Below are 6,918 nucleotides of genomic sequence, written 5' to 3' on the forward strand. Positions count from 1 at the left end.
AGATCGACCTCTCCCCCGGTCGTCTGGTGCGCAACGCCGCCCTCGTGCGGGCCGCCCAACAGCCTCCGCGCAACAGGCGGGCCCTGCTCGCGATCGGCGAGTTCCGCTCCCCCGTCGCCCGGCAGTTCACGGACACCTGGCTGCGGGCCATCCACCGGGCGGTGACGGCGGAGGACTCCGAGCTGCCACCACGCCGCATGCCGTTCGTGCCGGGGACCGTGCCCGAGGCACGCCACTGGGCACACCTGGACCCTGAGGCCTTCCTCCGGCTCAAGGCCGTGAGAGTGGTGGCCGCAGAGATCGGCGAGGGGCTGGGGCTGTCCTCGGAGGTCGTCCTGGAGCCGCGGGACCAGCGATTCCTGGCGTGGGCGCCCCTCGATCCCGCCATGTCCGTGCAGGACGCGGTGGCGGAGCGTCTGGAGGAGTCGGACGCGCGCCCCTGGCAGCGAGCCCTCGTCTCCGAGCAGGCGGCCGAGGCGCTCGCCTCGCCGGCGGCCTACCTGGAGGCGCACGCGGACTGAGCCCGGGGCCGCCGCCCCGGCCGCGAGGTCCTCCCGCTGCCCGGTCCTCCCGTGTCCTGCGGCGCACCCCGAGCCATCCACAACGCTTCCCGGGGTCTGGCGCGCAGCGGGACTTCCGGTTAGCGTGTGTGGCATGACTCACAGCTCCACGGCGACGCTGCGAGCCCGGGCCGGGTTCGCGGTCCTCGCCGTGGGCGCCGTGGCGCTGGTCGGTTGCACGACGGGGAATGGCACGCCCGCCGGCACCGTCCAGTCCGGGGCGACTGCAGCGGGCGCCACGGGCGGGCCCTCCTCCGCGGAGTCCATGTCAGGTGGCTACCGGGTCGGAGCAGACGGGAAACTCCTCAAGCCCGATGACGGCCCGGTTCCGGTCCCTCCCTCGACGCCCGCCTCCATCGGGGAGGACACGCCTGAGGCCGCCGAGGAGTTCGCCCGATACTTCGTGGCGGTGGCGGAGTACGCGTGGAACAGCGGGGACACCACCGAGCTCCGGGCGATCAGCACGAGTGACTGCGAGATGTGCACGACAATGGCCGATGCGGTCGACGGTGTGGCGAGGGCCGGCGGCTGGACACAGGGTATGCGCTACGAGATCACTGAGGTCGAGCCCCCCATCGAACACCCGAATGCTGAAGGAACACACGTCTTCGTTGTGCATGTCACGACCCAAGCTGAGAGAACGTATGACGGCTCCCGAGTTGGTTCGATCACTCCTGACACAGAGCTGATCGAGGTCCACACTTGCCGAACTGGCTCGGCATGGTCCATCTGTGGAGGGACGGGTGCAGATGATCCTGAGACTTGAGTCCTCTGTCAAGCATCGAGACCCAATGCGGCTCGTGCACACCGCACTAATGCTTGGCGCCTTCCTGCTGGGCGGTGCAAGCGAGCCCACGGAGGATAATCAGAAATGGAAAGTTTCTGGCGTCGGCCATGACTCCGTCGTCATCGAAGCCGGCACCGGCTCCCGCTACGTCGTCCCCGGGGTCCCCGAGTCGGCACTGATCTCCTGGACCCCCGGCCAGCCCGCACGGTGGGTGACACCTCCGCCCCCCTCCGTTCCCGTCGGCTGCACGGGCCAGCTCCTGTCGGGCCAGTGGGTCGACGATGCCTGTCCGCTCCTCGGCCTGCCCACCGCGGACTCCGAGGACGACCCCGAGGCCCCCGCCTTCGTCCCACCCTCGACGATCGACATCATCTACCAGGCACTCGCCTCGACGACGGTGCCCGGCGCGGGCCTGGTGGTCCAGCCCGAGGGCACCTCCTACACGGGCATCCCCGCCCTCGTGCACGCCTCCCGGACCACCCACCAGATTCCCGTCACGGTCCTGGGCCGGCAGACGTCGATCTCCCTGAGCGCCCGCACCTACTCCTTCGACTTCGGGGACGGCACCGCCCCACTGGTCACCACCAGCCCCGGCGCTCCCTACCCCGACCGGACGAACCAGCACACCTACACCTCACCCGCTGCCGCCCGCTCCGTCGAGCTGGTGACCACCTGGACCGCAGTGGCGACCAACCCATTCACCGGTGAGACCCAGAGCGTCGAGGGGGTCCTCCAGACCCGCGAGGCCTCGGTGCCCTTCGAGGTCCGCAAGTCGCACACCGTCCTCACTGACACCGCCGAGGAACGACTGGGCCACTGAAACGCCCCCGGCCCCCGCCCCTGAACGAACCGCGCCGCGAGCCCGGCACCCGCCGCCCCACGCACCCGCGCGCAGCAGGGACGGCCCACCATCGCGAGCGAAGGCCCCCGTCTCAGGCGCACCCCTCCCCCGCTCCCTCCGGCGCCGGATCAGCCACCCGCGCAACAGGCGCACGCAGCGCCCCGCTCCGCCCGGACGGCAGCGACAGGCCCCGCAACCGACCGGCCAGCCCCTGGGCGAGGGCGATCCCGACGAAGGTCACCACCATCCCGATCGGTTCGTTCCAGGTGAGGTGCTCGGACAGGACCACCATCCCCAGCACCACCCCCACGATGGGCGTCACGTAGGTGACCATGGACGCCCGGACCGGGCCCCAGGTCTCGATGGTCCTCATGTTCCACACGTAGGCGAGCCCCGTCCCGAACACCCCGAGCAGAACCAGTGACACGACGATCGGGAGACTCAGCGAGACGCGGTGGGTCCACGCTCCGGTCAGTGGGGAGAGGAGCAGCATCACCACGAACGCGGACACGATCTGCGTGGTCGTGACGGCGAGCGAGCCGTGTCCCGCGGGCCTGACGAACCTGCGGATGTAGGTGAAGGCGATGGCGTAGCAGGTGGTGGCCGCCAGGCAGGCCAGGTAGGCGGGAGCCTGCATCGCGAAGTCGGCGGAACCGCCGAACAGGCGCCAGGGAGCTGCGACCAGGACGATACCGCCGGCCCCGATGACGACGCCCGTCACCCGGTCCGCCCCGAGCCGCTCAGCGGGCAGCACGAGGGCGGTGATCAGCAGCGTCATCAGGGGTGTCGTGGCGTTGAAGATCGCCGAGATCCCCGACGGCAGGTACTGCCCCGCCCAGGCGAAGAGGAGGAGGGGCAGCCCGGCCCAGAAGAAGCCCGCGACCACCAGGTGCCCGATCAGGCGCACATCCCTGATGTGCGGCGTGCGGGTGACAGCGGCGACGGTGACGAGTGCGAGCGCCCCGAGCCCCAGCCGCGCGAGGACGACCTGTGCGGGGTCCATGCCCCCCAGCGCGATCTTGATGAACAGGAAGCTGGCACCCCACACCAGTCCCGACAAGGAGAAGAGCACCCAGGTGGGTGTGCGGTCCAGCATGGCGGTTCCTCCTGTGTCGTGGTGTCCTCGGCACTCTTCTTGGGGCCGGCCGCACATGAATCAAACAAATCTGGTTCATCTGAACATGAAGGATGCTCATGTCCGTCACGCTCGCGCAACTGCGTTCCCTCGTCGCCGTCGTCGACGAGGACGGCTTCGCCCAGGCCGCTGCACGCCAGGGGCTCACCCAGTCCGCCGTCTCCCACGCCGTCGCCACCCTGGAGCAGGAGCTCGGCGGGCCCCTGGTCAGCAGGCGTCCGACGATCTCCGTCACTGCCCTGGGTTCGCGCGTCCTGCCCCACGCCCGTGCCGCGATCGCCTCAGCCGACGGGGTCAGCGCCGCCGCGGCGGAGTTCCACGGACGCACCACGGGCCTGGTCCGGCTGGCGGCCGCCGCCACCGTCTCCTTCGGGCTGCTCCCCACGCTGCTGGCCACGTGGAGGAGGGACCATCCGGGCATCGACGTCCAACTCTTCGAGGGCGACGACGACGAGCTCCCCCTGTGGCTGGAGAAGGGGATCGTGGATGCGGCGGTGCTCATCAACCCGGACCGGGTGCACCCGGACGCCGTGGAGGTCGCCCACGACGACTACCGGGCGACCCTGCGCGCCGACCACCCCCTGGCGGGCGAGGGGATGCTGGCCGCCGAGGAACTCGTCGACGACCCGGTCCTGGTGTCGGCGGGCGGGTGCGCCGCGAACGTCCTGGACATCTTCCGCTCCGTCGACCCGGACTTCCGCCCCGTCCAGGAGGTACGTGACATCGGGGCACTGCTCGGCATGGTCGCCGCCGACGTGGGCATCACCGTCTTCCCCTCCATCGGGCAGGGGATGCTCCCCCGCGAGCTCGTGATGGTGCCCATCACCCCGACGAGGACGCGCTCCCTGGTGTTCACCGGCCCGCTCTCGCGCCCCTGGTCGCCGCTCGTGACAGCCCTGCGGTCGAGCCTGGGACCCGCGGCCAACTGAACGGGGTCGCAGCCACCTCACCGGAAGTCCCGCGAGCGCACCGACACCGGCAGGCGGATCTCCTCCAGGCGGTGGGCGACGACGTTGACCACTCCGTCCCCCCGCTCCAGGCGACCACGCACCAGGAGGGCCTGGGCGGTCAGGGCCACCCGGCGGTGACGCGCCCACAGCCCCTTCGAGCAGGTGACATTGGCCAGACCCGTCTCGTCCTCGAGGGAGAGGAAGGTGAGGCCGCGCGCCGTGTGGGGACGCTGGCGGTGGGTGACGACACCGGCGATCGAGACCACCTCACCGGACTCGTGGGCGCCCAGGTCCCGCGCGGAGAGAACCCCCCGGTCCCGCAGCTGCCCACGGACCAGTTCGAAGGGGTGGCACCCGGTGGTGAGGCCGGTGGACCGGTAGTCCTCGGTGAGGACCTCGAGGGTGTCCATCGCCCTCAGCGCCGGGGCCTCGGCCCCGACCTCGGTCCCCGGGAGGTAGGGCTGGTACCAGTCGCCCTGACCGACACGGCCCGCCGCCCACATCGTCTCCCGTCGCGTGACGCCGAGGCCCTCCGTGGCCCCTGCCCGTCCCAGCACCTCGACCTCGTGGACCGACAGGTGGGCGCGACGCGCCAGGTCCGGCAGGTCCCGGAAGGGACCGTCCTGTTCGCGGGCCGCGACGATCCGCTCCGCCGCAGCACCGAGCCCGCGCACCGACTCCAACCCGAGCCGGACCATGAGCCCCGGGTGGTGGGTCAGTCCCACGTCCCCGACGGGCAAGTCGCGTTCGGGTTCCCCCAGGTCCCACTCCTCCGTGGGACGTCCGTCGTGCGGCGGTTCCTCCCCCGTTCCCCGCACAGACGAGGGCGACCCCTGTCCGTCCGGTGCCCCGCCCTCCACCCGGGGACGCACGCATGCCCCGACCCCGGAGTCCTGGACATCGGGCCCACCCACCGCCACACCGTGGCGACGCGCGTCCTGGACCAGCGTGGCCGGGGAGTAGAAACCCATCGGTTGGGAGGCCAGCAGGGCCGCGTAGAAGTGCTCGGGGTGGTGGACCTTGAGCCACGCCGAGGCGTAGACGATGTGCGCGAAGGAGAAGGCGTGGGACTCGGGGAAGCCGAAGTCGGCGAAGCCCCGCAGGTGCTCGTAGATGCGGGCGGCGACGTCATCGGAGATCCCGTGGGCGGCCATCCCCTCGAAGAGGGCGGGACGCAGCTCCTCCATGCGCTCGGGGGAACGCTTGGACCCCATGGCCGTGCGCAGCTTGTCGGCCTGGTCGGGGGCGAAACCTGCGGCGTCCACCGCGATCTGCATGAGCTGCTCCTGGAAGAGGGGCACCCCCAGGGTCTTCTCCAGGGCGGGTCGGAGCAGGTCGTGGAGGAACGTGACCTCCTCCCGTCCCCGACGCCTGCGCAGGTAGGGGTTGACGGCGTGGCCCTGGATGGGGCCGGGCCTGATCAGGGCCACCTCGACGACGATGTCGTAGAACCTGCGTGGTCGCAGGCGTGGCAGCGTGTTCATCTGGGCGCGTGACTCCACCTGGAACACCCCCACCGTGTCGGCGGCGCACAGCAGGTCGTAGACACGGGGGTCCTCCTCGGGCAGGTTGTGCAGGCCGGGGGGACGTCCGTCGCGTCCGAGCACCCCCTCCCCACTGAGCCAGTCGAAGGCGTGGCGCAGCGCGGTGAGCATGCCCAGACCCAGCAGGTCGAACTTCACGAGGCCGGCGTCGGCGCAGTCCTCCTTGTCCCACTGCAGGACGGAGCGGTCCTCCTTGGCGGCCCACACCACCGGGCAGACCTCGCTGACGGGGGTGTCGGTGAGCACCATGCCCCCGGGGTGGATGCCCATGTGACGGGGCAGCTTCTGCAGGGCCACGGCGATGTCGCGCACGTCCTGGGGCACACCGTCCCCGCCCTCGTCCCCGCTCCCGGCGACGCCCCCGCGGCTGCCGCCCCTGTGGCGGGGGGTGGCGGTGGACCAGGCCTTGGCGACACCGGGGGCATGACCCAGGGCGCGTGCGGCGTCGCGGATGGCGGAACGCGGCCGGTAGCTGATGACATTGGCGACCTGCGCGGCGCGATCGCGCCCGTAGCGGGCGTAGACGTGCTGGATGACCTCCTCGCGTCGCCCCGCCTCGATGTCCAGGTCGATGTCGGGGGGACCGGAGCGCCCCGGTGAGAGGAAACGTTCGAAGAGCAGGCGGTGGCGCACGGCGTCCACGGCGGTGATCCCCAGTGAGAAGCACACCGCCGAGTTCGCCGCGGAGCCGCGGCCCTGGCAGAGGATCCCCCGGGAGGCCGCGAAGTCGACGATCTCCTTGACGATGAGGAAGTAGCCGGGGAACCGCAGACGCTCGATGAGTTCGAGCTCGTGGTCGATGACCCCCCAGGCGTGGGGGTCCTCCTCGCGCGTCCCGTACCGCTGCTCGGCGCCACGCCGGGTCAGCTCCCGCAGCCAGGTGGCCTCCGTGTGGCCGTCGGGGACCTCGGCGCCGGGCAGGTGCGGGGCGACCAGACGCAGGTCGAAGGCGGCGTCGCGGGCGATGCCGGCGGCGGCGGTGACGGCGTCGGGGTGGGCGTGGTGCAGGGCGAGCATCTCCGCAGGGGAACGCAGGAAGGAGCGCAGGGCGGGCAGGTGGGGCTCCGCCTCGAGGAGGGAGCCCCCCAGGCGCGTGGCCGC

General features: G+C 71.5%; 6 protein-coding genes. 4 read left to right on the plus strand and 2 right to left on the minus strand.

All coding sequences use genetic code 11. The annotated features are described in order from the left end of the window. The 3 genes from TA90_RS06640 to TA90_RS13175 all read left to right on the plus strand — a co-directional run. Positions 1-521 (plus strand): HRDC domain-containing protein (locus tag TA90_RS06640; protein ID WP_043535278.1); only part of this gene is annotated, 521 nt, incomplete at its 5' end. A gap of 133 nt (positions 522-654) precedes the next feature. Beyond that, complete coding sequence (locus TA90_RS06645) at positions 655-1,326, plus strand: DUF6318 family protein (RefSeq protein ID WP_043535280.1); 672 nt, start codon at positions 655-657, stop codon at positions 1,324-1,326. A 34-nt stretch (positions 1,327-1,360) separates the two neighbouring features. Beyond that, positions 1,361-2,167 carry a hypothetical protein gene (locus TA90_RS13175; protein ID WP_147513408.1) on the plus strand — a complete coding sequence of 269 codons (807 nt, stop codon included), beginning with the start codon at positions 1,361-1,363 and terminating at the stop codon, positions 2,165-2,167. Positions 2,168-2,279: 112 nt separating this feature from the next. Here the strand turns inward: TA90_RS13175 and TA90_RS06655 are convergent, their stop codons facing one another. After that, positions 2,280-3,284, minus strand: a complete 1,005-nt coding sequence (locus TA90_RS06655) for a DMT family transporter (RefSeq protein WP_074015329.1) — start codon at positions 3,282-3,284, stop codon at positions 2,280-2,282. Between the two features lie 98 nt (positions 3,285-3,382). Between TA90_RS06655 and TA90_RS06660 the strand changes: the two genes are divergently transcribed. Then, positions 3,383-4,252 (plus strand): LysR family transcriptional regulator, encoded by an 870-nt coding sequence (locus TA90_RS06660; RefSeq protein ID WP_043535281.1) that lies wholly within the window; start codon positions 3,383-3,385, stop codon positions 4,250-4,252. A 17-nt stretch (positions 4,253-4,269) separates the two neighbouring features. Here the strand turns inward: TA90_RS06660 and TA90_RS06665 are convergent. Next, positions 4,270-6,918: error-prone DNA polymerase (locus tag TA90_RS06665; RefSeq protein WP_043535283.1), on the minus strand; the 2,649-nt coding region annotated here is incomplete at its 5' end.

Source organism: Actinomyces polynesiensis, from assembly GCF_000820725.1.
In the GTDB taxonomy this organism is placed as follows: Bacteria; Actinomycetota; Actinomycetes; order Actinomycetales; family Actinomycetaceae; genus Pauljensenia; species Pauljensenia polynesiensis.